This window comes from Martinezella rhizogenes, assembly GCF_007002745.1.
GTDB classification, from domain to species: domain Bacteria; phylum Pseudomonadota; class Alphaproteobacteria; order Rhizobiales; family Rhizobiaceae; genus Agrobacterium; species Agrobacterium cucumeris.
Map to the genome: position 1 here is coordinate 83,059 of NZ_SGNY01000005.1, position 24,692 is coordinate 107,750.

Here is a 24,692-nt window from a genome sequence, read left to right on the forward strand (position 1 = left end):
GTGCGATATACGAACAAAAATCATATAACGCACAAAATCCTTGCCGTCGAGGCGATTTCGGCCTTACCTCATGGCCACGCAGCCTTGCCGGTTCCATCCGCTCGGCTGGATGGAGGTTTTAATGGACAAGACAATCAAGAGCGCCAGAGATGCGCTTTCCGGCATCGGCGACGGTGCGACGATCATGATCGGCGGTTTCGGCGGCTCCGGCGCGCCGATCGAGCTGATCCACGCGCTGATCGACAGGGGGCCGAAGAACCTGACCGTCATCAACAACAATGCCGGCAACGGCCGCATCGGCATCGCCGCGATGATCGATGCCGGCATGGTCAGGAAGATGATCTGCTCCTTCCCGCGCTCTTCCGATCCGCGCGCCTTTACAGACCGCTATCTGGCCGGTGAAATCGAGCTGGAACTGGTGCCGCAGGGCACGCTCGCCGAGCGCATCCGCGCTGGCGGCGCCGGCATTCCCGCCTTCTACACGCCGACTGGCTTCGGAACGGAACTGGCTGAAGGCAAGGTGATCGCGGAATTCGACGGCCGCTCTTACGTTCAGGAACGCTGGCTGAAGGCGGATTTCGCCATCGTGAAAGCCGAGCTTGGCGATACCTATGGCAACCTCACCTACAACAAGGCGGGCCGCAATTTTAACCCGCTGATGTGCATGGCCGCGAAGACCACCATCGCGCAGGTCTCGAAGATCGTCGCCGCCGGTGAAATCGACCCGGAGCATGTTGTGACGCCAGGCATTTTCGTGAACGGCGTCGTGGAAATCCCCGATCCGCAACAGGAAGAAGTCCTCATTCGCGCCGGAGTAGCCTACGCATGACCCAGACCATCGACACCCGCGAAGACATCAAGCTTTCCAACGCCCAGATCGCATGGCGCGCGGCGCAGGACATCGAAGACGGTGCTTACGTTAATCTCGGCATCGGCTTTCCCGAAATGGTGGCGCGTTACCAGCCGCCCGGTCGACAGGCGATTTTCCATACCGAAAACGGTATTCTCAATTTTGGTGAGGCGCCGCCGGAAGGTGAAGAGGACTGGAACCTCATCAATGCCGGCAAGAAGGCCGTGACGCTGAAACCCGGTGCGGCCTTTTTCCACCATGCCGACAGCTTCGCCATGGTGCGCGGCGGGCATCTGGATGTGGCGATCCTCGGGGCCTATCAGGTGGCGCAGAATGGCGATCTCGCCAATTGGCGCGTTGGCTCCAAGGGCGTGCCGGCCGTCGGCGGCGCCATGGATCTGGTGCATGGCGCCAAGCAGGTCTTCGTCATCACCGAACATGTGACCAAGAACGGCGAACCGAAGCTCGTTGAGAAATGCGCTTTCCCACTGACCGGCGTTGGCTGCATCACCCGCATCTATACCAGCCATGCTGTCATCGACGTGGTGGATGGCCGTTTCGTGCTGCGCGAGAAACTGCCGGCGATGACGTTCGATGAATTGCAGGCCATGACCGGTGCGCCTTTGATGGTCGATGGCGAGGTCACCGATCTCGTCGCCCCGGAACTTTAAGGAAAAAGCGATGACCGACGCATTCATCTGCGATTATATCCGCACCCCCATCGGCCGCTTCGGCGGCGCGCTCTCCTCGGTTCGCGCCGACGATCTCGGCGCGGTGCCACTGAAGGCGCTGATGGAACGCAATGCCTCCGTTGACTGGGAAGCCGTCGAGGATGTGATCTTCGGCTGCGCCAATCAGGCGGGTGAGGACAACCGCAATGTGGCGCGCATGTCGCTGCTGCTTGCCGGTCTGCCGGTTTCCGTAACCGGAACGACGATCAACCGGCTGTGCGGCTCCGGCATGGATGCCGTCATTGCAGCCGCCCGCGCCGTTAAATCGGGCGAGGCGGAACTGATGATCGCCGGCGGCGTGGAAAGCATGAGCCGCGCGCCCTTCGTTTTGCCGAAAGCCGAAAGCGCCTTTTCGCGCAATGCCGAAATCTATGACACCACTATCGGCTGGCGTTTCGTCAACCCGCTGATGAAGGCGCAATATGGTGTCGATTCCATGCCGGAAACGGGTGACAATGTCGCGGTCGATTATCAGGTCTCGCGGGAGGATCAGGATGCTTTCGCCGTGCGCAGCCAGCAGAAGGCGGCGGATGCGCAGGCCAATGGCCGTCTCGACAAGGAAATCGTCTCGGTGACGATCCCGCAGCGCAAGGGCGATCCGCTTGTTGTCTCCAGAGATGAACATCCGCGTGCGACCAGTCTTGAGGCGCTGGCGAAGCTGAAGCCGGTCAACAGGCGCGATGGCGCGACGGTGACGGCGGGCAATGCGTCTGGTGTCAACGATGGTGCCGCCGCGCTCATCATCGCTTCAGCGGAAGCGGCGAAGAAATACGGTCTGACGCCGATTGCCCGCATTCTCGGCGGTGCCGCCGCCGGCGTTCCGCCACGCGTCATGGGCGTCGGCCCGGCCCCGGCCTCGGCCAAGCTCTTGGCGCGGCTCGGGTTGAAGCAGGAGCAACTCGATGTGATCGAGCTGAACGAGGCCTTTGCCAGCCAGGGCCTTGCAACGATGCGCCAGCTCGGCATTGCCGATGACGATGCGCGGGTGAATGCCAATGGCGGCGCGATTGCGCTTGGTCATCCGCTCGGCATGTCGGGTGCGCGCATTGCCGGCACAGCGGCGCTTGAACTTTCGCTGACTGGCAAGCGGCTTGCGCTCGCCACCATGTGCATCGGCGTCGGGCAGGGTATTGCCGTGGCGCTGGAGCGGGTCTGAAGGGACAAGCGGCTTCCGTATCGGGATACAGGCGAGTGCTGTCGTGATAAGACGCAGCCTCAGCATTTTTCCCGTGACGCTCGCCGCCATATCCCTTCACCATGTTGGATTCCATCATCATCCGTGACATGTTTTGCGAGATATGACGGGAATCTTTCCGCCTGCGGGAGCCAACATGAAGCGTCCAATCATCACCGATGTCGCAAAAGCCGCCGGCGTCAGCGTCGCCACCGTCGACCGGGTGCTGAACGGCCGCCTGCCGGTGCGGGAGGAGACCGCGCGGCGGGTGTTTGAGGCGGCGGAGAAGATCGGTTTCCACGCCACCAACATCATTCGCCAGCGCATGCTGGCTGATATGCCGTCCTATAGTCTCGGCATCATACTGCGCAAGGAACGGCATGCCTTTTACCAGACCTTTGCCGACGAACTGGAGCTTGCGGCGCGCAACATCCGCGATCGCCACCTCAACCTGCGCATCGAATTCGCCCAGTCCGGCGAACCGGGAGAGCTTGCGGCGCTGCTGACCGGCATGAAGGGCCGCGTGCAGGCGGTTGCCGCCACGGGGCCGGACCATCACGATGTCACGGCCGCTGTCGAGGGGTTGAAAGCCAAAGGCATTCCCACTTTTTCGCTGTTGTCTGATTTTGCTCAAGGCGTGCGGGAGGCCTATCTCGGCGCCAACAACATGAAGGTGGGGCGCACGGCGGCCTGGATGATCTCGCAGCTGGCGCGCAGCAAGGGCAAGGTACTTCTGCTGCTGGGCGGGCACCGTTTCCACGGCCATTCGTTGCGCGAAACCGGCTTTCGCAGCTACATGCGGGAATATGCGCCGGAATTTGAGGTGATGGATGCCCTCATCACGCTGGAAACGCGTCGCCTGACCTATGAGCTTGTGATGGACACCATCGCCAAGCACCGCGATCTCGTCGGCATCTATTGCATCGGCGGTGGCATGGAAGGGGTGATCGAGGCGCTGCAGCAGGAAAGCCGGCAGGAAAACATCGTCTGCCTCGTGAATGAACTGACGCCCGAATCCCGTCAGGCGCTGTTGGAAAGGCGCATCAGCGGCGTTTTCCAGACACCATTACGCGAGCTGTGCGCCGACCTTCTGGCCACCATGGTTCACACCATTGAACACGGCATGGCGGAAACGCCGGGACAGCGTTTTGTGCCTGCGCATCTGTGGGTTCCTGAGAGCCTTTGATGGTTTGATGGATTCCATCATAAATCCGATGCTCGTTTCTATCAGGCTTGATGGTTTCAGCGGTCTCTGATGCGTTGACGCCGGGACCGGACTAGGAAATCTTGGCCGCCGGTGGAACGGGCAGGAGGCCGGACCTACACGACATTAGATTATTTCAAGGCTGTTTGACGCTGCGGGTTTTTCTTCGCGGCGAAGGCCAGCTTTTGCCGGAAGGCGGTGGCGGCGCGATGCGCTCAGGCCGGCTCGACCGGTTCTTTTCAAAGGGGTTTGGAGGAGAACGACATGAAAAGACATTTCGCAATTGCAGCTTTCGCCACGATGCTGGCAACGGGCGCTTCGGCGCAGACCGTCGGGGTTTCGATGGCCCTGTTCGACGATAATTTCCTGACCGTGCTGCGCAACGGCATGATTGATTATTCCAAGGGCATGAGCGGCGTTTCGCTGCAGGTCGAGGATGCGCAGAACGATGTCGGCAAGCAGCTGAGCCAGGTGCAGAACTTCGTCGCTGCCGGCGTCGATGCCATCATCGTCAATCCTGTCGATACGGACGCGACCGTAGCACTTTCGCAGGCCGCTGCCGCCGCCGGCATTCCGCTCGTTTACGTCAACCGCCAGCCGGTCAATCTCGACAGCCTGCCGGACAAACAGGCCTTTGTCGCCTCCGATGAAAAACAATCGGGCACCCTGCAGACGCAGGAAGTCTGCCGGCTTTTGAAGGAAGCGGGCAAGACGGAAGCCAAGGCGGTGGTGATGATGGGCGAGCTTTCCAACCAGGCCGCCCGCATGCGCACGCAGGATATCAAGGATGTCGTCGCCACGCCCGAATGCAGCTTCATCAAGCTTGTCGAGGAACAATCCGCCAACTGGTCGCGCACGCAGGGCTCGGACCTGATGACCAACTGGCTTTCAGCCGGCGTTGAATTCGATGCCGTCATTTCCAACAATGACGAGATGGCCATTGGCGCTATTCAGTCGCTGAAGGCGGCAGGCCGGTCGATGGACAGCGTCATCATCGCCGGCATCGACGCCACGCAGGACGCGCTTGCCGCCATGGAGGCGGGCGATCTGGATGTGAGCGTTTTCCAGAATGCAGCAGGGCAGGGCAAGGGTGCGCTGGATGCGGCGTTGAAACTCGCCAAGGGCGATGCGGTGGACAAGAAGGTCTTCGTACCCTTCGAACTCGTCACGCCTGACAACCTAAAGAACTATCAGGCCAAGAACTGAGTCATCCAAGAAATGAGCCATGGCCTTGCCCAGGCGGCTTCTCCGCTCCCGGGGAGTGCCGCCGGGTAGGCCGAACGCGCCGGAGCCGGCAGGATGGCCGGCTCCGGTGACACGACATGAAGCAACCAGCAGCGATTTCCGTGGGAGGAAACCTTGAAGAAACTATTGATGGCGACGGCACTCTGCATTTTCGCGACACCGGCCCTTGCCGAGAACCGTATCGCGGTGTCCATGACGTCTTTCGACAATCCGTTTCTGACGATCCTGCTCAACGGCATCAGGGCCGAGGCCGGGCGCGATAAAAACATCGAGCTTCTGGTTGAGGATGCCCAGCTTGATCCGTCGAAACAGCTTAATCAGGTGCAGAATTTCATCGCCAATGGTGTCGACGCTATCATCGTCAATGCCGTGGATGGCGACGCCACTGCCGCAATCACCAAGGCCGCATCAGCCGCCAAAATTCCGCTTGTCTATGTCAACCATCCGCCGGCCGAGTTGGAGACCGGCCTGCCTGACGGCACGGCCTTTGTCGGTTCCAACGAACTCGATTCCGGCACCATGGAAGCTGAAGCCGCCTGCAAGCTGATGGGCGGCAAGGGCAAGGCCGTCATCCTGATGGGACCATTGGAAAACCACGCGGCGCTGGTGCGCACCAAGGATGTCGAAACGGTGTTTTCCAAACCGGAATGCAAGATCGAAATCCTCGAAAAGCAGACAGCGAACTGGAGCCGCACGCAGGCGCAGGACCTTGTCTCCTCCTGGCTGACGGCGGGCATACAGTTCGATGCCGTGATTGCCAATAATGATGAAATGGCGATCGGCGCCGCGCAGGCGCTCAAGGCAGCGGGCGTTTCCATGAAGGATGTCGTCATTGCCGGCATCGACGCCACGCCGGACGGTCTTGCCGCCATGCAGGCCGGCGATCTCGATATCACCGTTTACCAGAATGCGACGAAGCAGGGCGAGGTCTCCGTCCAGACGGCGGTGAAGGCCGCTGCCGGGCAAGGTACCGAGAAGACGCTCTGGGTGCCGTTTGAACTCGTCACCCCGGAAAACATGTCCGCCTACGCGAAATAGACGGGGCTTCGGCCCCGGTCCATCTATCACTCCACTGGAAACAGCCATGAAACATACGCTCGATCCCCACATGTTCCGGCTTTTCTCCCTGGCCGAAACCTGCCGCAAGGTCGCAGACCTCGGTTATGATTACGTCGAACTTTCGCCGCGTCCGGATTTTCTCTCGTGGTGGACACGGCCCAAGGTCTATCCCGAACGGGTCGCCGAATTCAAAAAGGCGCTGAAGGACCATGGTGTCGGCCTCGCCACGCTGCAGCCCATGTATCGCTGGGCAAGCCCCTATCCGGACGAATGGGAGGTGGCGATCGACAACTGGAAACGCGCCATCGAGATTGCCGTCGAGATGGAATGCCCGATGTTCGTTTCGGAATTCGGCCGTGGCGGCTCGCCGGAGCGCAGCCTTAACGACCGTTCCGGCCTGCACCGCCCGGAAACCTGCGAGGCGCAGTTCTTCCGCGCCATGGATATTCTGGTGCCGATCCTCGAACGGGAAGGGCTGGTGCTGTCGCTGGAGGCGCATCCCGAAGACTGGCTCGAGGAGATCGCCCCGGCCATCGACATCATCAAGACCATCAATTCCAAGGCGGTAAAGGCATCCTTCATCGCGCCGCATACGTTCTTTTACGGGCCGGACATGGTGGCGAACCTGCGCGCGACCGAGGGCCATCTGGTGCATGTGCGCCTTGCCGATACCTATGACCACAACAAGTCGTCGCAGCTGCGTTACATCGTCAATCCGCCCGGCTCGAAGGTCAGGGTGCATCAGCATACCGATTTCGGCCAGGGCGAGATCGACTGGGAAACCTTCTTTGCGACGCTTGCCGACATGAAATTCGATGGCGTGCTGTCGAACTGCGTCTTTGCCTGGGAAGACCGCGTCGATGAAAGCGCGCGGTTCATGCTCAGCGAAACCCGGCGATACGTCGCCAAATACTGGAAATGAGGTTTTTCAGATGACTGTGAGAATTGGTGTCGTCGGCACCGGCGCAATCGGGCGTGATCACGCCCGCCGTATCAATCAAGTTCTGGGCGGCGCGAAGATCGTTGCGCTGAGCGACGTCAACCGCGCCTCGGCCGAGGCGGTTAAAAACGACATCGCCCCGGATGCCGTCGTGTTCGCCACCGGCGAAGAGCTGATCGCATCGCCGGACGTGGATGCCGTGCTCGTCACTTCATGGGGCGCAACCCATGAGCAATATGTGCTGGCGGCCATTGCCGCCGGCAAGCCGTGCTTCTGCGAAAAGCCGCTGGCGACAACGGCCGAAGGCGCAAGACGCATCGTCGACGCCGAAGTGGCGCATGGCAAACGGCTGGTTCAGGTGGGCTTCATGCGCCGTTATGATGCCGGTTACGTGGCGCTGAAACAGGCCGTGGATAACAGGATCGGCGCGCCGATCATGGTGCATGCCGCCCACCGCAACCCAACGGTTCCGGAGCAATATGTTACGCCCATGGCGATCCATGACACGATGATCCATGAGATCGACGTGCTGCGCTGGCTGCTTGACGATGACTATGTTTCGGCCCGCGTTCTCTTTCCCCGCTCCGCCGCCCGCAGCCATGCCAAGCTGAAGGACCCGCAGATCGTTATTCTGGAAACCGCCAAGGGCACGATCATCGACGTCGAAATCTTCGTCAATTGCCACTATGGCTACGATATCCAGTGCCAGGTGGTGGGCGAAGACGGCATTGCCAGCCTGCCGGAGCCGATGTCGGTGCAGACCCGCCTCGGCGCCAAGCTGCAGAACGATATCCTCACCGACTGGAAGGATCGCTTCATCGCCAGCTATGATGTCGAATTACAGGATTTCATCCACGCGGCGGCAAAGGGCACGGCCTCGGGACCGAACTCCTGGGACGGCTACGTGGCCGCCATCACCTCCGACGCCTGCGTGGCCGCGCAGGAGAAGGATGGGGCGGCCGTCGCAATCGAGCTTCCCACCCGTCCAGCCCTTTATCAGTGAGGTCTTTCATGCGTTTTGCCATCAACCACATCACCGCGCCGAAGCTTTCCCTTGAGGCGTTCTTCGCAACCGCCCGTGAACTCGGCCTCACCGAAGTCGAAATCCGCAACGACCTGCCAGACATCGTCGGCACGGTGGATCCGGCCGAGGTAAAAGCGGCGGCCGAAAAGGCGGGCGTGACGATCATCTCGATCAACGCGCTTTATCCCTTCAACGTCTGGTCGGGCGACCTGCCTGCGCGGGCCGTCGCGATGGCTGATTATGCCGCGGCGAGCGGTGCGAAGGCGCTGGTGATGTGCCCGCTCAATGACGGCACGGCGGTGTCTTTTGATAATCTCGTCACGGCACTGAAGGCTACGAAGCCGATCCTTGAGGAACGCGGCCTGATCGGTTTCGTAGAGCCGCTCGGCTTCCCGGTCTCCTCGCTGCGCACCAAGGCCGAAGCCATCAAGGCCATCGATGCGGCCGGTGGCGGCGATGTTTACAGGCTGGTGCACGACACCTTCCACCACCATCTCGCAGGCGAGACCGAGTTCTTCCCGGAGCGAACGGGACTGGTCCACATCTCCGGGGTGATCGATCCCGCCGTCTCCGTCGCCGACATGCTCGACGCCCACCGCGTTCTGGTGGATGGCGGCGACCGGCTGGAGAATATCGCCCAGATCAGGACACTTGACGCGGCCGGTTACAGGGGGCCTTACAGCTTCGAACCCTTCGCGACGGAAGTGCACGACCTTAAAGACCCTGTCGCTGCCGTAAAGGGCAGCATCGACCATATCTCCCAGGCGCTCTGACCGCCTTGCCGCCCGTGGTTCGCCGCGGGTGGTTTTTTCTTTATGTCAGTTTGAATTTGGCTCCAATAGCGACTGCTCGGAACGAAGAAGCTTTTCACTTTCGAACCTTGCACAAAAGATGACTAATTTCATGATTGTTTTGCTGTGATATTCGCTGCATGGAAGGCGACGTAGCCGATAATTCTGAGTATGTCTTCGGGTTTTTAGTTTTGTGGATTAAAAATTACAAATTAGAATATTGTATTATAAAATTTAATAATTCTAACTATTTAATATTTAATTTTTTTATTTATAGTTGACATTTGTGTGGAATTAATGTGTATTTTCTCCGGTAGGAAATTTATTATTATTTAAAATATGGTAGATTTACAGTATGTTTTTTATTTGTGATTAAAGATAGTAATGGCTATGATATATTATTATGTTACGGCGCCGCCAGCTTGGGTGGATTGGTCAGTTGCAGAAAAAGCGCATTTCGGGTGGTCATCTTCTGTCGGGTGCGTTTGTTGATGGCAAAGGAATGTCGCGGGTAGTGCTTCAAAGCGCGAGCGACTGAGACCGTGGCAGTGCGCTGGCGTGTTGACGCCCACCGCCAGTTACATCAAAGGTTCAGAGGCTAACATCTACATGGCGCTTCGGTGATTTCGTTGGGTCAAGCCAAATCAGACGAAGCCGATATTTTGCAAGATTTAATTTTGGAGTTGACAATGGACGACGCTACCCCGCCCTGTGTACCCCGCCGCACGCAGAGTGAGAGGAAATTCTACGTTTTCGGCCCGGATATCCGGGGAGGTGGTTCAGGCCATGGTCTCATTTTCGTCAACGAAGAAAAACTGTTGACTCCGCCTCGCATGATAGTGCGTCCCGAAGGGGGCGGCTTCCCAGAGCTGAAAGAAAAACCACATATTGCCTATGACAAAAAGCAGGGGAAGCCTCCTCGTGATCTTGAGGGGACATTGAGTGGATACTGGTTCGTGTCTGAGCGACTGAAACAGATTTTTGAAGTTGTTGATCCAGATGCGTTTGTCTTCGCAGAGTGCGATTACACATTGAATGATGGATCAAAGGGTCCGAAACACTTCCTGTGTGATGTTATTAGGTCAATTGATGCGCTGGACGAAGAAGCGTCAGATGTTCGCGTAAAATATTATCCGGATCATCAGACCGGCGAAGATATGAAACTTTACAGCGTGGCGGGCGGCGCAAGCCTACACTTCCATGAAGAAATTGTTGGTACTGCCCACGTTTTTGTGCAGCCGAGGCTTGCAGCAGATCCTATCTGTGACGATGTTCTTTATGTGGCCTGCAAATCTACAAAAGATATTAAAGGCCTCTGGTTTTTAGACGCATTAACTCTTTGAATATCTAAAATTTTTTTCAAATTTATTTCAGGCGGAGCTATTTCAGTGGCTGATATTCCTGCTTTTCAAGACCATCATATCATAGAGCAGCGAGCAGCCGGCAAAAGCGCTTTGTTGCAGAATCTGAGTAAACTGGGATTGTTTGGCGTAGACAATTCGGTGAATCGGCTAAACATGCCAGCCAAGCGCGAATTAGCATTCAAAATGGGGTTGTCTCCCCACCCCGGGGGGCCGCTTGCGGAGTATTCAAAGAGTCTTACGCTGCATCTAGCGGAATTGGAGAAATCTCCTGATGGCCAGCTCACGCTTCGGGGCGACAAAGCTGCGGCTGGGCGCGTGGCAGAGCAAGTCAACGCGTTGTGCAATACAATGCGGGCGGGATTGGTTAATGGCGATTTGTTCACCAACAAGCCAATCAACATGACCGAAGCCGAAACAAATGCCAAAATCAATAGCTTCTTCCGCAATCTGAAATCCTATGCGAAAAACCACGGTGAACAGATTGGTACTTTTGCTAAGGGACAAATCAACAGTTGGGATGCCGTCACGGTGTCTGAGACGAGGATTCAAACGACCCTTGACGCGATTGAGCAGGTTGGAAAGAAGGCTGCAAAGAACTCTGCTGAAGTTGCTAAACTGGGTCTCGGGCTTGCGATCGCGGAGGCGCGACAAACCGGTCGTCTTGTGGTTTCGGCAGCTTTAGCACAGAAGCTCGATACCGTCTGGGACACGAAGCTGCTAAACGATGTCCTGAGCGGAAAAGCCACTGCCTCAAGCTATTACATGCCAAAGCTTTTGACGGGGCTGAAAATCCTAGGCATCGCCGGTCTGGTCTACGACATTGGCACAGGTACTGCGGAAGCCGCGGATTCAGTCAGCAAGGGGGATCGTGCTGCGGCAGCTGACATCATGGCTCGCCTTGCTGCCAGGCTGTATCTTGGCATGGAAGGAGCTGCGGCTGGCGCGGCAATCGGCGGTGCAATAGGTGCCCCGGGCGGTCCTGTTTCCCTCGCAAGCTCCGTTGTCGGTGCTCTTGTCGGGGGAGCCACGGGCACATTATTGGGTGATACCGCTGTCGACGCGCTTTGGAAAGCTGCCGATGATGTTATTTCGCTTCTGCAGGCAGGCACCCCCGAAGCGGGTGTTGAGACGCCGTTGCTGCAACCGTCGGGCAAATATTATCGTGGGTTGATCGCCAGTGGCATGCCGAAGGAACTGGCGGACAAACTCATGCGTGAATTGAACGCAGAATATAAAGAACGCCGCCTCGAGCAGCCGGACGCGTCCGTGGAATCTTTGATAGAAGGCGTCATCAAAGATGTTCGGGCAAATCAGGCAATAGAACCGGCAGAAGAAGCTGGCGCCAACATTACCGTCATTCGCGGCGGACAATATTCCAACGTGATTGTTACGAGCGAAGAAGGCAGAGCCGAAACAATAAGCGACATCAAAACCGGCAAGCCTGTCTCTTCCACCTTCTTCGACAGTCAGGGTAAAAAAACGGGCGATATCCTCTTCAATTCAGACGGATCGAGCACGGAAAAGACCTACGACCCATCCACGGGCCGAGTTGCTGCAACTACAGTACTTCGGGTCGACGACAGCAGTTCGAAAGAATTTTTCAATGCTGATGGTAGCCGTACCGAAAAAACTTTCAATTCAAAGGGCGAGGCGGTGCGAGAGCAACGTTATGACGTCTCTGGAAAGTTGATATTCGATTCCGAAACAGAGCGGCGCGCATTAAAAGCCGCGGCGTTGCGGCAGCAATGGGCCAGTGCCGAAACGACTATAAAGACTGCGAAAGCCGAATATGCGAAAAACGAGGCCGTGAAGGTCGAGGCAGCAAAACAAGAAGCTGCCAAGGCTCAGGCGACAGCGAAAGCCGAGGCAGAAAAACAGGCCGCCGCCAAGGCACAGGCTCCTGCGAAGGCCGAGGCAGAAAAACAGGCTGCCGCCAAGGCACAGGCTGCTGCGAAGGCCGAGGCAGAAAAACAGGCCGCCGCCAAGGCGCAGGCCGCAGCGAAAGCCGAAGCAGAAAAACAGGCCGCCGCCAAGGCACAGGTTGCTGCAAAGGCCGAGGCAGAAAAGCAGGCCGCCGCCAAGGCGCAGGCTGCTGCGAAGACCGAGGCAGAAAAACAGGCTGCTGCAAAGGCCGAAGCTGAACGGCAAGCGGCTGCCAAGGCTGAAGCTGAACGGCAGGCTGCTGCAAAGGCCGAAGCTGAGCGGCAAGCGACTGCCAAGGCTGAGGCTGAACGTCAGGCAGTTGCGAGGGCTGAAGCCGAGCGGCAAGCTGCTGCAAAAGCTGAGGCAGATCGACGGGCGGCGGCGGAGAAAGCTGAGCGTGACAGGATCGCTATGGAGCAGATGCGGCGGGACCAGGAGTTACAGCTTCAACGCCATAATGAGCGCTTAAGACAAGAAGAACAAAGCCGGCGGGAGAGAGACGAGAGGCAGCGCCAGTGGAATTTGCAACAGCAGCTTGAAGCGGAGCGGCGTCGGCAGCAAGCGGCAGCAGATCAGGCAAGGAGAGATGCGGAGAGGGAAAGATTGCAGCGTGAGAGCGAAAAGGCTGCCTTCGAGAATATGAGAAAGCAGGGCACATTCTCAAACTTGCCGTCTAGTCCAACGATCTTCAAGCCACCGAGTAATGGCCTCATTTATGTCACCCGTGGTGGAGCAATGGCACATAACTCCAATGGTGTAAGAATTTGGCCTATCATTCTTGATCTTAACGATGACGGTGAGTTGGATATTCGGCAGCTTTCTCCCGCAGAAACGCATAGGCCAAAACTTGTTACGTCGGGTGTTGAACAAGACAACGTAGAAGAATCGCGTCGGTTCGACGCTAACGGAGACGGCATTCGAGACGAGGTTGCATGGATCGGCCCGAATGACGGCCTGCTCGTTATTGATCTTGGCAAAAACGAAGAAACCGGACCTGACGGTCAAATCAATCGGCCGGAAGAGGTCGCTTTCTCGCTCTGGAAATCGGAAGAGCAGCGCGTAGCTGAACTCAGGGAAAAGGGCATTGACGACAGCGGTCGTCCGGTGACTGATCTTGAGGGCCTTCGTTTCGCGTTCGACACCAATCAGGACAACATTCTCGATAGTCAGGATGCGCGATGGAGCGAGTTCCGTATCTGGCAGGACTTCAACCAGAATGGTGCCACGGATGAAGGCGAGCTTAGTACGATGGAGGCTGAGGGTATTACCTTCATTGATCTTCTTCCGTCTGAACAGGGCGTCAAATCATTTCCGGATGGTTCGATGATCACCGGGACAAGTTCTGCGAAAAGGATAGACGGGACATCCATTCTCGTCGGAGACGTTGCGCTCGCTTACAGGTCCTCTCAACCAGGACTTTAGGCGCTGGGAAATCGCGACTGGCTTATCACGCTTTGGAAGCGCGCGTCAGTCGCGGTCCTGACATGTTTTTCCCTGCGGCTTCGCGTCATTCTTTGGCGCTGCCATTCAAGCAAGTCCGATGAGACAAAATACAGCAAAGCCAGGCACCGACGATCTCCGAGACGCATTTATACCCGATCAGGGGCCTGTTTCCGAGACCAGCTATGATAGAGGCCTCGTTGCCCTGTGTGCTATCGCATCTCATTATCGCATAGCCGCAGATCCGAAAAAGCTGACGCATGAACTCGCTATTGGAGGGAGCGCGCAGTCCCGGGATATCCTGAGAGCGGCTAAAATTGTCGGTCTGAAAGCAAGATTGATACAGACAAAATCCGCAAAGCGCATTTCTTCTTTGCCTACTCCGGCGATCATCTGCTCTACCGAGGGCAATTACGGTTTATATCTCGGGGCGGCAAGCGATGGCATATATAGTGTCGCTGATCCAGTGAGCCTTTTGGTCCGCCATGTGGATATTTCAACCTTGTTGGAGACGAGTGAGGGCCGGTTCATTCTGGTTCAGCGACGGTTCACGGGGCCAGGTGTATCCAGGGAAGCCTTCGGTTTCCGTTGGTTCCTTCCTTCCTTGTTTCGGTATCGCAAAGCTTTCGGTCATGTATTGGTCGCGTCGCTTTTTGTCCAGATTTTTGCACTCATAACGCCTTTGTTCTTTCAGGTCGTGGTCGATAAGGTTCTTGCCCACAGGAGCTATTCGACTCTTATCGTTCTGGTTATAGGTCTCGTCGCGCTCGGCCTCTTTGATGTCATTTTGCAATATCTCAGAAGCTACACCTTATCGCATACCACCAATCGTATCGACGTTGAATTGGGTCAAAGACTGTTCCGTCATATGATGAACCTTCCTTTGAGTTATTTTGAAACACGGGCAGCCGGTCAGACTGTTGCGAGGATTCGCGAACTCGAAACGATCCGTGACTTTTTGACCGGGCAGGGCCTCTTCTCAGGTCTCGATCTCATCTTCACGGCAGTGTTCATATTTGTACTTTTTTGTTATTCGACGACCCTGGCCTGGATAGTCGTTGCTTCGATACCTTTTTATATAGTGATAGGTGTTCTTATCCGGCCTTTCCTGAAAGAACGGATTGACGAAAAATTTGACCGAGGCGCCTATAGCCAGCAATTGCTGGTGGAGACCGTTGTCGGCATTCAAACGCTGAAGGCATCAGCCGTGGAGCCGGTCGTTTCCGCTCAATGGGAAGAAAGGCTTGCTGCATATGTACGCTCGTCGTTCACCGCAACAATGCTCGCCGCCAAGGGGCAAAATGCAATCCAGTATATCAGCAAGGTCACAAGTGCCGCATTGCTGATGTTTGGGGCGCAATCTGTTATCAATGGCGAACTGACTGTTGGCGCTCTCGTTGCTTTCAACATGATTGCCAGCCAGGTTTCGCAACCGATCCTGCGTCTTTCGCAATTGTGGCAGGACTTTCAGCAAGTTCAGATATCGGTTTCTAGACTGGCGGATATTTTGAACGCTCCTACGGAACCGAGACCAAAAACTGCCGTCAATCTGCCGCCTCCGAAGGGCGCGTTGGAGTTCCGACGCGTTAATTTTCGTTATCGATCGGACACGCCGAATGTTCTGAACGATATCAACGTCTCTATCCGGCCCGGTGAGGTTGTGGGAATTGTTGGAGCCTCTGGCTCGGGCAAGTCTACCCTCACAAAACTTGTTCAACGGTTCTATATGCCGGATAGCGGTCAGGTGTTTCTGGATGGGCAGGATATTTCTCAAACCGACCCTATTTGGCTAAGAAGTCATATCGGCGTCGTGTTGCAGGAAAACATGCTGTTTAATCGGACGGTGCATGACAACATTGCTTTCAGCAATCCTGCAATGCCTCGCGACATCGTTGTGCGAATGGCGCGAATGTCAGGCGCAGACGAATTTATTACCAAACTTCCCCGCGGTTACGATACGATGATTGAGGAGCGCGGGGCAAATCTTTCGGGTGGTCAGCGGCAAAGAATTGCACTGGCTCGCGCGCTGGCAACCAATCCTCCCCTCCTTATTCTGGATGAGGCGACGAGTGCGTTGGACTATGAGAGCGAACGCATTATTCTGCAGAACATGCGTGATATCGTTCGCGGTCGGACCGTGATCATCATCGCACATAGACTGGCGACTGTTCGCTACTGCAATCGCATCATTGGTATGAAAGACGGTGCAATAACCGAGCAAGGGACACACGAAGAGTTGCTCGCCCGTCCCGATGGGACCTATGCACATCTCTGGAAACTGCAGAGTGGAAGTGTTTTCGCGTGAGCAACAAAGCGCGTCTCGCCCATCAGCAGAAGTCAGACAAAAAGAGAAATGAAGCGATTTATCGCAGCGATATGGAATTTCTTCCTGCGGCTCTCGAAATACTGGAGACGCCGGAATCGCCTGTCCGAATTGCGATTTTATGGTTTATCTGCATTCTCGCAACGTCACTTCTGGTTTGGGGATGGTTTGGTAAATTCGACATTGTCGCCACCGCGCAGGGCAAAATTCAACCGGTCGGTCGCGTAAAGATCATTGAATCTCTTGAACATGGGAAGACCCGCTCTGTCGCCGTAAGTAATGGTGATGTCGTGAAGGCCGGAGATGTCGTTGCCGAACTTGATGATACCGAAACAAGGGCTGATGAAGCGGCTAAATTGAGTAGCCTTAACACCCTTCAGGCGGAAGTTCTGCGGCGTGCAGTTTTGCGCGAGGTTCTGGCGGCATTAAAAACAAATCTGTGGCAACAGGACAGGCCTAGATATCCACTCGTGGCCTTTCCTGGAAATATTCCAGAACCGATCCGTGTTCGTGAGCAAACGGTATTTGAGGCTGATCTTCGAGGGTTACGGGCCAATATTCATAGTCTGGATGCGCAGCGACGGCAGAAAGAGGATCAAATCGTTGGGCTTACAGATGCGATCGCAGCCCAGCGCAAGCTTGTCCAAACACTGGAGCAGCGGGTTATGATGCGGTCGCAGTTATTGCAGTCCAAAGCGGGCTCGCAGGTCGAAGTCATTGACGCGACACAGGAATATCAGGAGGCACAGTCAGCACTAGCCGATAAGCTGGTACAATTAATGGGTGCAAAAGCGGAAGTGACTGTTGTTCTCGCAGAGGCCGAAAAGATTGTCGAAACTGCCTCTAGCGACAATTCAAACCGGTGGCTTGAGGCACAGCGCGCGGTGGACGAACTGAAACAAGAAGTCATAAAAGTACAGAGCCGAAGGCAGCGCCTTCAAATTCGATCACCTATCGACGGGGTCGTACAACTTTCATCCATTTCAGCCGTTGGTCAGGTTGTCGCGGCGAATACGGAAATAATGCGCATCGTTCCACGCGACGCTGACCTAGAAATAGAAGCATATCTTCCGAATAAGGACATAGGTTTCGTAGAGCCGCGACAGTCCGTCGTCATTAAGGTCGAAGCCTATCCTTATACCCGATTTGGGGTGTTGAAAGGGGAGGTAAAACGTATCTCCACGGATGCAATTCCTGAGCCGGATGCCCAAAGTCTAGAGTCAACGATAACGCAATCTGCTCAATCCATAGTCCCGACAGGAAATGCACAAAGAGTGCAAAATCTCGTGTTTCCGATCACTGTTGCACTTCAAGACGGTGCCATGCAAATCAACGGCGAACCCGTACCGATTACGCCCGGTATGAGTGTGAGTGTTGAAATTAAAACAGGGCAGCGTCGCATTTTGGAGTATTTGTTCTCTCCATTGGCGGATGTGGCCTCTGAAGCCATGAAAGAAAGATGAGTTCCAATTCGTCCGCCTATCAACCGAGCCTGGCGAAAACCCAAAGAAATCAATTCCGCATTTACGGATGATGCTGTAGTCTTCCGCAGATTAGAGAGCAGCAAACGGGCACGGGTATTCTTCAGATCGACTGCGTGAGGCAGGCTTTCTGCCCGCACCGTCCGAAGAAGAGTGGTTGAATTTCCCCTTTATGAAAATAGACAGGAAAACGACGCTTAAGGACGTGGCGCGCGAGGCGAATGTTTCGCTGAGTACTGCTTCGCATGCCCTCAATGGCACCGCACCCTTGACCGCACAGGTTCGCGAGCGGGTGCTGGAGGCGGCCCGCACGCTCGGTTACCTTGAAAACCGCCGGCAGAAGGCGACGATTGCCACCCTGCGTGTCGTGTTGCTCGCCATGACAAATGACGCCGCGCCGCAGAGCGACCTCAACATGGTCAGCTGGACGATGCTGAACGGCTTCCGGCGCGAATGCGAGAAGCGTGGCATTCGCATCGTTCCCTTTGTCAGCACAACGAGCCGGCTCGATCCTGTTGCTGTCGCGGAGGCTGCCGATGCCGACAATGTCGATGGCATTGTGGTTCTCAATGATGACAGGGCGCAACTGGTAGAGGCGCTGTCCGCGCTTGGCAGGCCGGTGGTGCTGATCAATGGCGAAGACCCGGCCATGATCGTTGATACGGTGACGGCCGAAAACCGTTTTGGCGCACGGCTTGGTATCGAGCATCTGCTGTCGCTCGGGCACCGCAATATCCTGCATGTCACCTGGAAGGGGCGCACGACGATCCGCCGCCGTTATGATGGTTATAGCGACGCTTTTCTGGCGGCTGGCCTGACAGTTCCGGCCGATATGGTCGTGGAGGTGGAAAGCTACGAGCCGGAATGGGGCGAGGCCGCAATCCGCCGCCTGCTGGCCGAGACGCGCCCACTTAGGAACGCAACGGCGATCTTCTGTGCCGCTGATAATCTGGCGCTCGGCTGCCTGAAGGCGCTGACGGAAGCCGGTATCCGGGTTCCTGATGACGTCTCGGTGCTGGGTTTTGACGATATCATGCCGGCTGCCTTCAGCGCGCCGCCGCTCAGCACCATTCAATTACCGGCCGACAGGCTGGGCGGTGCCGCCCTTTCGCTGCTGGAGCAGCGGCTTGTGGCGGCCGATCCGACCAGGCCGGCGCATCGGCTGGAACTTGGTTGTCGCCTCGTGCTGAGGGGCAGCATCGCGCCGCCACCCAAGTAGGGCGGTGGCGGCTCTTGCTGGTGGCCATATGCTTTGAGGCGGTCATCCGTCATTCCGGCCTTGAGCCGGAATCCAGCCAGCCCAAGTCCTTGGGCTGAAAAGACTCCTTTCGCCGCGCAGACGCGCGTCGGCTGGATACCGGCTCAAGGCCGGTATGACGGAGGGGATGGGCCTGCGTCATCCGAATTGCCAACGGGGCTGCGGTTTCACCGCAAGCCGTATTGCTCCCTTTACTTCATCCCCGTGCCGGCAATTCCCGTCGTGATGTAACGCTGCAGGAACAGGAACACGACGGTAACAGGTGCCAGGCTGAGGAAGGTCATGGCGAGAATATAGTGCCATTGCACCGAGAACTCGCCCTGGAAGGCGTTCAGACCCACCTGCAGCGTGAAGTTCTCACGGCTGCTGAGAACGATCAGCGGCCAGAGGAAGTCGTTCCAGCGCCACAGAACCGAGAAGATGGCGAGAACCGCGAGCGCCGGGGCCGTCAGCGGCAGGATGATGCGCCAGAAGATACGAAATTCGCTGGCGGCATCGACGCGGGCCGCCTCGATCAGCTCGTCGGGAATGGTCAGCATATATTGCCGCAGCAGGAACACGCCCGTCGGCGTCGCCACGGTGGGGATGATGACGCCCCAGAGATTATCGACGAGACCGACGCCGACGATGACGAGATAGGCCGGCACCATGACGACGGTGAGCGGGATCATCAGGGTGGAGATGATGAGCACGAAAATCGCCTTCTCGCCGCGGAAGCGGTATTTGGAGAGCGCAAAGGCTGCCATGGCATTGACGATCAGCGTCAGGATGGTCGCGACAAAGGTGACGAAGACCGAGTTCTTGAGGAAGGTCAGGAAGCTGAAGCGGGTCAGCGGATCGGTGAAGTTTTCCGTCGCGACGGTCAGCTTCTGGACGGGCGTTATTTCCCGTGTGTCAACGCTGACCGGCGGGCCGGGATTGGCGGGATCGACCATCTGGGCTTTGAGGCCGACGCGGCGGACCATGGCCATTTCCCGCGCCACGCCATCGATGGTGGCTTTCCACAGGCTGAGCTGTTTGTCGTAACCTGGCACCTCCACCTGTACGGCGGCGCGCGGCAGAAGGCTTGGCGGAAACCGGGTGATTTCTGCTTCCGGCTTCAGCGATGACATGGCGGCCCAGACGACCGGGATGAGGACGGCGAGCGTGCCGCCAATGAGCCATACCCAGGACAGGATATCGGTAAGGCCGATCCGGCCGGGGCGGCGGGTGCGCGTGAGGAACGCGACGGCGTTGGACATGGTCAGGACTCCATCTTTTTGCCGAGGCGCAGCTGCACGAGGGTGAGTGCGAGAAGCACAAGACCCATCAGAACCGATGCGGCAGACGCAAGGCCGAACAGCCGCAGATCGCTGCCGAAAGCCATCTGGTAGATATATTGCACCACGAATGTATTGGCCGTGCCCGGCCCGCCGCCATTGGTCAAAACCCACGCTTCATCAAAGATTTGCACCGAGCGGATCATCAACAGGATCAGCACGACGAGGAGGTTGGGAGCAAGAAGCGGCAAGGTGATGCGCAACAGCGTGCGCCGGGGCGAGGCGGCGTCGATGGCGGCGGCTTCATAAAGGTCTTTCGGGATTGCCTGCAGGCCGGCCAGCAGGATGAGCGTATAAAAGCCCATATGGAACCAGACCGAGACCACCACCACGAAGAAGCGTGACCAGCCGACATCCAGCAGGAAGATTTCCGGCGGCACACCGAGCATCTGCAGGAAGGCGTTCAGCAGGCCGTTGCGGTCCAGGAACCATTTCCAGATAAGGCCGATGACGACCGGCGACAGCAGGACCGGATAAAAGAACATGGCGCGGAAGAAGCCGCGTGCCGCAATCGCCCGGTTGAGGATCAGCGCGGTGACCAGCGCGACGAACAGCGTCGCGGTGACATTAAAACCGACGAACCACAGCGTGTTCCAGATCGCCGTCCAGAACAGCGATTCCCGGCAGCTTCCGGGGTCCATATAGCTCTGGCAATCCAGCAGCTTGCCGAAATTTTCGAGCCCCACGAAGGGGCGGTCGCTGATCAGGAGTTCGGTGCCGCCGGTGAAGGCGTAACCGACGGCAATCGCAATCGGCAGGAAGGTGAAGATGCCGAACAGGACGAGGTTCGGCATCAGGAAAATATACGGCATGCGCCTTTTGCCGATCAGCCGCTCGATGAAATTGAGCGGCACTTCAGCGATCGCCATCACGGCGTCGAGCGCACGGTCGGACAGTCTGGCAAGCTTCGGATTGGCCATGCTATCCTCTCCCCTGGCTGTTCAGACGCGGCAGTGCCAGTTCCGTTACGGGATCAAAGACATGCACCCTTTCACGCGCCGGCATGATCTTCAGCACCGAGCCGGAAGTCGGTGCGAAATGGCCCGCCTGATGCACGATGATCTGCTCTTTCTGGCCCTGAAGATTGCCGTAGAGATAGGTCTCGGTGCCGAGGCTTTCGTGGTACTGCACCTCGAAGGGCAGGCCGGCATTGTCGGTGATGGTGAAATGCGAAGGGCGGATGCCTGCCAGAACCGCCTGTCCGGGAGATACCTCTCCCGGTTCGACGAGGCAGGGCAGGGAGACGCCGTATCCGGGGTCGATGGCGATGTTGCCGTCGCTGTCCCTGGTAATTGTGCCCTTGAGAATGTTCATACGCGGCGAACCGAGGAAACCGGCAACGAAGAGGTTGCGCGGATTGTCGAACAGCTGAAGCGGGCTGCCCACCTGCTCGATGCGCCCGGCGCGCAGCACCACGATCTTGTCGGCCATGGTCATGGCTTCCACCTGATCATGGGTGACATAGATCATCGTCGTCTTGATATCGCGATGCAGGCGGGTGATTTCGGCGCGCGTCTGCACGCGCAGGGCCGCATCGAGGTTCGACAGCGGCTCGTCGAACAGGAAGATGTCGGGCTCACGCACGATGGCGCGGCCGATGGCGACGCGCTGACGCTGGCCGCCGGAAAGCTGTTTCGGCTTGCGGTCGAGATAGGGCTCGATGGCCAGCATGCGCGCCGCCTCGTTGATGCGGCTTTCGATTTCCGCCCGCTTGAAACGCAGGTTTTCCAGGCCGAAGGCAAGGTTCTTGCGCACACTCATATGCGGATAAAGCGCATAGGACTGGAACACCATGGCGATCTTACGCTCGGCCGGCGACAGGGCGCTGACATCGCGCCCGCCAATGCCGATGGTGCCTGACGTGACATCCTCAAGGCCGGCGATGATGCGCAGCAGCGTCGATTTTCCGCAGCCCGAGGGGCCGACGAAAACGACGAATTCGCCGTTTTCGATCTGAAGATCGATGTCATGCAGCACATGAACGGCACCGAAGGCCTTGTTGAGGTTTTCCAGTTTCAGACTTCCCATTACCTGCTCCCTTCGGACAAGTTCGTCGTCGCGACGATCTCTTGGCTGTTCCAGCCCTCGGGCAAGGGCATCGTTCTTTTAATGGCGACATCGCGTGCCGCAAATCCTTCCACGCCGGCAAGATAGACCGCCGGCATTCCACCGGGATAATCTTCCAGACCGACGATCCTGCCTTCGGCATCCCGCGTCCAGGCATTGGCGCGGCCTGCCGCATCGGGGCTTGGGGCGATATCCGCATTGGTGGGGCGCAGATCATATTGCAGACCGGTGCCCAGCTTGCCGGGCTGCTGCGACAGCGTGATGCGCTCCAGCCTGACATTGTGGATGCCGGCTTTCGACGTGGCGACGAGATTGATTGCGCCTTCCATGGAGCCGCTCAGATCTTCCACGACCAGATTGTCGACGCTGCCGGCCTGACGCTCGGGGCGGCGGTCGACGACGGTGACGGTCACAGCCTCGCCGGAGCCCCAGAAGCCGCCCGGCGTTTCGTGGCACTCGGCCTCGATCCGTGAAAAGCGGATATTGCGCATGGCACCGCCATCGCGGGAGAAAAGGCCGATGCCGCGATTGGACTCGACGATTTTGCAATCCTCGAACACCACATTGGTGAAATCGCCGAAGGATTCCGTGCCAAGCTTCAGGGCGCAGCTGACGCTGGAAACGATGCAGCGGCGAACCGTGATGTCATTGCAGGCACCGACCGCTTTGCCGTCCGGCCCGGCGCTGGTCTTCAGGCAGATGCCGTCATCGGCAGTCGAGATAAAGCAATCCTCGATCAGCGCGCGCCGGCAAGCATCCAGCACGATGCCATCCGTATTGGGCAGGCGGCGGTCGTTTTCGATGCGGAGATTGCGGAAATTGAGATAGTCGCAATCGACCATATGCAGCGTCCACATCGGCGAGCCGCTGACGAAGAGGTTTTCAAGGCGCACGTTGCGGCAGGCTTCCAGCACCATCACGCGCGGACGCCGTGCCGCCGGGATAAAGGTTCCCATCGCCTCGTCATCGCCGGTGATGAAGTGCTCGCCGCCGGCCTCGATGCGGCCGGGGCCGGTAACGGCGATGTCGCTTGCGCCCCAGGCAATGATCATGCCGCGATTGGATGCCTCGGCGATCACCGAAACCGTTGTATGGGCATAGGCCTCGTAATCGGAAACAGGGGCGAGCACCGCGTCTTCGGCAAGGTGCAGTTCCACGCCACTCTTGAGCTGCAGGCCGCCGCTGACATGGCGACCGGCCGAAAGCGACACGCGACCGCCGCCCGCTGCCGAGACCGTATCGATCGCCCGCTGGATGTCGGCCGTGGCATCACGGCCATCGGCCGTGATGGTGATGTCTGATTGCGCGCTCATGATACCTGCGGCCTTTTCAGGAACACGTCGATCAGCAGCAGCATCGTCAGCGCCTGCCCGTAGGGCGTCGGCAGATTGGGAATGCGGCGGTAGAAATCGAGATCATGGCCCATTGGCGTGCCGTCGGAGACGCCGTGAACAACGCCTTCGTCATCGATATTGCCGAGCACCGCCTTCAACGCCCGTTCCGCATGCGGCCGGTTCTCTTCTCCGAGAATGCCGGCTTCGATGCCACGCAGAATGCCATAGGCGATGCCGGCTGTCGCCGATGTCTCGACCGGCGAGGTCGGGTCGTCGAGCAGCGTGTGGAACATGCCGTCTTTGCGCTGATATTGACGCAGCGACCGCACCTGGCTTGCCAGCACATTGGCGAGGAAACGCCTGTCCTTTTCGTCAAGTGTCGGCGCCAGTTCGAAGAGTTCGGGAATGGCAACCGTTATCCAGGAATTGCCGCGCGCCCAGAAGGCATGAGCGAAATTGTGACGGCCGTTGAAGGTCCAGCCGTGATACCAGAGCCCGGTGACGGGGTCCGACAGATAACGCGTATGGACCATGAACTGGTAGACCGCCTCGTCGATCCAGTCCTGACGTTTGCAGACGACGCCGGCGCGGGCGAGGAACAGACATGCCATGAACAGCGTGTCGTCCCACAATTCGCCCTCGTTCAGCCGCTCCTTGACGACGTGCTGGAAGCCGCCATCTTCGGTTTTCGGCAATTTATGCACCAGCCATTCGGCCCAGTCTTCCACCAGCGCCCGGAAATCCGGCCGGTCGACATGTTCCGTCAGGATGACAAGCGGCAGCATCGGCGCGGAGCTGTTGATCTGGCGCGGCGGCAGGCCGCGCTCGATCTGCCAGCTATACCATGTCACGAGATCATCAAGCGCTTTGCGATCGTTGGCGGCGAGCGCCCGGCGCAGGAAACCGTAAAGGCCGACACCCACTTCCCAGTCCCATTCATCGAACTGGATCTTGCCCTCGGAACTGCTGCTCGCCAGACCTTCCTGAATGCCCTTGAGGCGGCTGAAGGCGGCGGCGACATTGTCGATCGTCGTCCTGAGAGTGTCTTTTTCCATGCTTGGCTGGTTCATCTGTCAATTCCGCTAGGAGCATTTCCAGTAAAAGCGGGGATCGCTTTTACGTCCGGACAATGCGTTAAAACAAAGAGCTAGAGCGTTTTCGCGTT

19 protein-coding genes are annotated in these 24,692 nt (G+C 57.7%); 14 read left to right on the forward strand and 5 right to left on the reverse strand.

The annotated features are described in order from the left end of the window. Window positions 1–121 precede the first annotated feature (121 nt). From EXN68_RS16150 to EXN68_RS16215, 14 genes are all read left to right on the forward strand, one after another. A complete protein-coding gene (locus EXN68_RS16150) occupies window positions 122–829 on the forward strand; it encodes a 3-oxoacid CoA-transferase subunit A (protein WP_142841846.1) in 708 nt (235 codons plus the stop codon). Then, window positions 826–1,521 (forward strand): CoA transferase subunit B, encoded by a 696-nt coding sequence (locus EXN68_RS16155; RefSeq protein ID WP_142841847.1) that lies wholly within the window; start codon window positions 826–828, stop codon window positions 1,519–1,521. Before EXN68_RS16150 ends, EXN68_RS16155 begins: the two co-directional genes overlap by 4 nt. Before the next feature lie 10 nt (window positions 1,522–1,531). Next, the gene (pcaF, locus tag EXN68_RS16160) at window positions 1,532–2,737 is read left to right on the forward strand and encodes a 3-oxoadipyl-CoA thiolase (RefSeq protein ID WP_142841848.1); all 1,206 of its coding nucleotides are present in this window, start codon (window positions 1,532–1,534) and stop codon (window positions 2,735–2,737) included. Window positions 2,738–2,912: 175 nt separating this feature from the next. Beyond that, window positions 2,913–3,941 carry a LacI family DNA-binding transcriptional regulator gene (locus EXN68_RS16165; protein ID WP_142841849.1) on the forward strand — a complete coding sequence of 343 codons (1,029 nt, stop codon included), beginning with the start codon at window positions 2,913–2,915 and terminating at the stop codon, window positions 3,939–3,941. A 282-nt stretch (window positions 3,942–4,223) separates the two neighbouring features. Then, window positions 4,224–5,165 (forward strand): sugar ABC transporter substrate-binding protein, encoded by a 942-nt coding sequence (locus tag EXN68_RS16170; protein WP_142841850.1) that lies wholly within the window; start codon window positions 4,224–4,226, stop codon window positions 5,163–5,165. A 168-nt stretch (window positions 5,166–5,333) separates the two neighbouring features. Then, window positions 5,334–6,242, forward strand: a complete 909-nt coding sequence (locus EXN68_RS16175; protein WP_161991373.1) for a substrate-binding domain-containing protein — start codon at window positions 5,334–5,336, stop codon at window positions 6,240–6,242. Between the two features lie 46 nt (window positions 6,243–6,288). Next, window positions 6,289–7,185, forward strand: coding sequence for a sugar phosphate isomerase/epimerase family protein (locus EXN68_RS16180; RefSeq protein WP_142841852.1), 897 nt, complete (start codon window positions 6,289–6,291; stop codon window positions 7,183–7,185). 10 nt (window positions 7,186–7,195) lie between these two features. Next, on the forward strand, window positions 7,196–8,206 hold the full coding sequence (locus EXN68_RS16185; RefSeq protein ID WP_142841853.1) for a Gfo/Idh/MocA family protein: 1,011 nt from the start codon (window positions 7,196–7,198) through the stop codon (window positions 8,204–8,206). 8 nt (window positions 8,207–8,214) lie between these two features. After that, window positions 8,215–9,000 carry a TIM barrel protein gene (locus tag EXN68_RS16190; RefSeq protein WP_142841854.1) on the forward strand — a complete coding sequence of 262 codons (786 nt, stop codon included), beginning with the start codon at window positions 8,215–8,217 and terminating at the stop codon, window positions 8,998–9,000. 707 nt (window positions 9,001–9,707) lie between these two features. Then, window positions 9,708–10,361: a DUF1629 domain-containing protein gene (locus EXN68_RS16195; protein WP_142841855.1), complete on the forward strand. Its 654-nt coding sequence runs from the start codon at window positions 9,708–9,710 to the stop codon at window positions 10,359–10,361. A 45-nt stretch (window positions 10,362–10,406) separates the two neighbouring features. Further along, window positions 10,407–13,727: a hypothetical protein gene (locus EXN68_RS16200; protein WP_142841856.1), complete on the forward strand. Its 3,321-nt coding sequence runs from the start codon at window positions 10,407–10,409 to the stop codon at window positions 13,725–13,727. 118 nt (window positions 13,728–13,845) lie between these two features. Next, the gene (locus EXN68_RS16205) at window positions 13,846–16,050 is read left to right on the forward strand and encodes a type I secretion system permease/ATPase (RefSeq protein ID WP_142841857.1); all 2,205 of its coding nucleotides are present in this window, start codon (window positions 13,846–13,848) and stop codon (window positions 16,048–16,050) included. Then, the gene (locus EXN68_RS16210) at window positions 16,047–17,531 is read left to right on the forward strand and encodes an HlyD family type I secretion periplasmic adaptor subunit (protein WP_142841858.1); all 1,485 of its coding nucleotides are present in this window, start codon (window positions 16,047–16,049) and stop codon (window positions 17,529–17,531) included. The genes EXN68_RS16205 and EXN68_RS16210 overlap by 4 nt, the downstream gene beginning before the upstream one ends. Before the next feature lie 190 nt (window positions 17,532–17,721). Then, on the forward strand, window positions 17,722–18,768 hold the full coding sequence (locus EXN68_RS16215) for a LacI family DNA-binding transcriptional regulator (RefSeq protein WP_193559530.1): 1,047 nt from the start codon (window positions 17,722–17,724) through the stop codon (window positions 18,766–18,768). 230 nt (window positions 18,769–18,998) lie between these two features. Here EXN68_RS16215 and EXN68_RS16220 read toward each other — a convergent pair whose 3' ends face one another. Genes EXN68_RS16220 through bglB form a run of 5 tightly spaced genes read right to left on the reverse strand, consistent with a single transcriptional unit; the run spans window position 18,999 to window position 24,597 of the window. Beyond that, a complete protein-coding gene (locus EXN68_RS16220) occupies window positions 18,999–20,048 on the reverse strand; it encodes a carbohydrate ABC transporter permease (protein WP_142841860.1) in 1,050 nt (349 codons plus the stop codon). A gap of 2 nt (window positions 20,049–20,050) precedes the next feature. Next, the gene (locus tag EXN68_RS16225; RefSeq protein WP_142841861.1) at window positions 20,051–21,046 is read right to left on the reverse strand and encodes a carbohydrate ABC transporter permease; all 996 of its coding nucleotides are present in this window, start codon (window positions 21,044–21,046) and stop codon (window positions 20,051–20,053) included. Between the two features lies 1 nt (window position 21,047). Next, window positions 21,048–22,154 (reverse strand): ABC transporter ATP-binding protein, encoded by a 1,107-nt coding sequence (locus EXN68_RS16230; protein ID WP_142841862.1) that lies wholly within the window; start codon window positions 22,152–22,154, stop codon window positions 21,048–21,050. Then, window positions 22,154–23,506 carry a polygalacturonase PglB gene (pglB, locus tag EXN68_RS16235; protein WP_142841863.1) on the reverse strand — a complete coding sequence of 451 codons (1,353 nt, stop codon included), beginning with the start codon at window positions 23,504–23,506 and terminating at the stop codon, window positions 22,154–22,156. Before pglB ends, EXN68_RS16230 begins: the two co-directional genes overlap by 1 nt. After that, complete coding sequence (gene bglB / locus EXN68_RS16240) at window positions 23,503–24,597, reverse strand: beta-galactosidase BglB (RefSeq protein ID WP_142841864.1); 1,095 nt, start codon at window positions 24,595–24,597, stop codon at window positions 23,503–23,505. Before bglB ends, pglB begins: the two co-directional genes overlap by 4 nt. Window positions 24,598–24,692: the final 95 nt, after the last annotated feature.

Bases quoted from the DNA above. Each gene is read 5' to 3' on its own strand.
- EXN68_RS16185 (WP_142841853.1), top strand. From the start codon at position 7,196: ATGACTGTGAGAATTGGTGTCGTCGGCACCGGCGCAATCGGGCGTGAT.
- EXN68_RS16190 (WP_142841854.1), top strand. From the start codon at position 8,215: ATGCGTTTTGCCATCAACCACATCACCGCGCCGAAGCTTTCCCTTGAG.
- bglB (WP_142841864.1), bottom strand. From the start codon at position 24,597: ATGAACCAGCCAAGCATGGAAAAAGACACTCTCAGGACGACGATCGAC.
- pglB (WP_142841863.1), bottom strand. From the start codon at position 23,506: ATGAGCGCGCAATCAGACATCACCATCACGGCCGATGGCCGTGATGCC.
- EXN68_RS16155 (WP_142841847.1), top strand. From the start codon at position 826: ATGACCCAGACCATCGACACCCGCGAAGACATCAAGCTTTCCAACGCC.
- EXN68_RS16215 (WP_193559530.1), top strand. From the start codon at position 17,722: ATGAAAATAGACAGGAAAACGACGCTTAAGGACGTGGCGCGCGAGGCG.
- EXN68_RS16150 (WP_142841846.1), top strand. From the start codon at position 122: ATGGACAAGACAATCAAGAGCGCCAGAGATGCGCTTTCCGGCATCGGC.
- EXN68_RS16175 (WP_161991373.1), top strand. From the start codon at position 5,334: ATGGCGACGGCACTCTGCATTTTCGCGACACCGGCCCTTGCCGAGAAC.
- EXN68_RS16230 (WP_142841862.1), bottom strand. From the start codon at position 22,154: ATGGGAAGTCTGAAACTGGAAAACCTCAACAAGGCCTTCGGTGCCGTT.
- pcaF (WP_142841848.1), top strand. From the start codon at position 1,532: ATGACCGACGCATTCATCTGCGATTATATCCGCACCCCCATCGGCCGC.
- EXN68_RS16180 (WP_142841852.1), top strand. From the start codon at position 6,289: ATGAAACATACGCTCGATCCCCACATGTTCCGGCTTTTCTCCCTGGCC.
- EXN68_RS16195 (WP_142841855.1), top strand. From the start codon at position 9,708: ATGGACGACGCTACCCCGCCCTGTGTACCCCGCCGCACGCAGAGTGAG.
- EXN68_RS16225 (WP_142841861.1), bottom strand. From the start codon at position 21,046: ATGGCCAATCCGAAGCTTGCCAGACTGTCCGACCGTGCGCTCGACGCC.
- EXN68_RS16165 (WP_142841849.1), top strand. From the start codon at position 2,913: ATGAAGCGTCCAATCATCACCGATGTCGCAAAAGCCGCCGGCGTCAGC.
- EXN68_RS16220 (WP_142841860.1), bottom strand. From the start codon at position 20,048: ATGTCCAACGCCGTCGCGTTCCTCACGCGCACCCGCCGCCCCGGCCGG.
- EXN68_RS16205 (WP_142841857.1), top strand. From the start codon at position 13,846: ATGAGACAAAATACAGCAAAGCCAGGCACCGACGATCTCCGAGACGCA.
- EXN68_RS16170 (WP_142841850.1), top strand. From the start codon at position 4,224: ATGAAAAGACATTTCGCAATTGCAGCTTTCGCCACGATGCTGGCAACG.